The organism is Halobacillus sp. A1 (assembly GCF_024189295.1).
GTDB lineage: Bacteria > Bacillota > Bacilli > Bacillales > Halobacillaceae > Halobacillus_A.
In genome coordinates this window covers 1-321 of record NZ_JAIZEN010000081.1, presented here as the reverse complement: position 1 = coordinate 321, position 321 = coordinate 1, and the positions used below count along the sequence as shown (strand labels likewise).

At 39.3% G+C, this 321-nt stretch carries 1 protein-coding gene; it reads right to left on the bottom strand.

All coding sequences use genetic code 11. From position 1 onward, the window contains the following. Positions 1-76: 76 nt before the first annotated feature. Positions 77-321, bottom strand: a 245-nt coding sequence (locus LF817_RS20090; RefSeq protein WP_253937573.1) for an integrase core domain-containing protein, incomplete at its 5' end; no start/stop codon positions are given.

Genomic DNA, 321 nt, shown 5'->3' with positions numbered 1-321 from the left:
TCGGTCTAACATCGAATCCCTCACTTTTATGTAGTTCTTTCATTATACAAGAAAACACGCATCCTTTCTTTGATTTTCAAAGAAAGGATGCGTGTTTAGTTTTATCATGGACTTTTTCAGTGGCCTCGTATTGAGCCGGGGTCATTTTTTGTAGGGACCACTGGTATCGATGGTTATTGTAATATTCCATATAAGCTTCAATCGCTTGCTTGACTTCAAATATAGATGAGCACGCTTTGAAGTCAATTCCGTCTTTCATATGTCCAAAGAAAGATTCCATTGGGGCATTGTCCCAACAATTCCCTCTCCTAGACATCGACT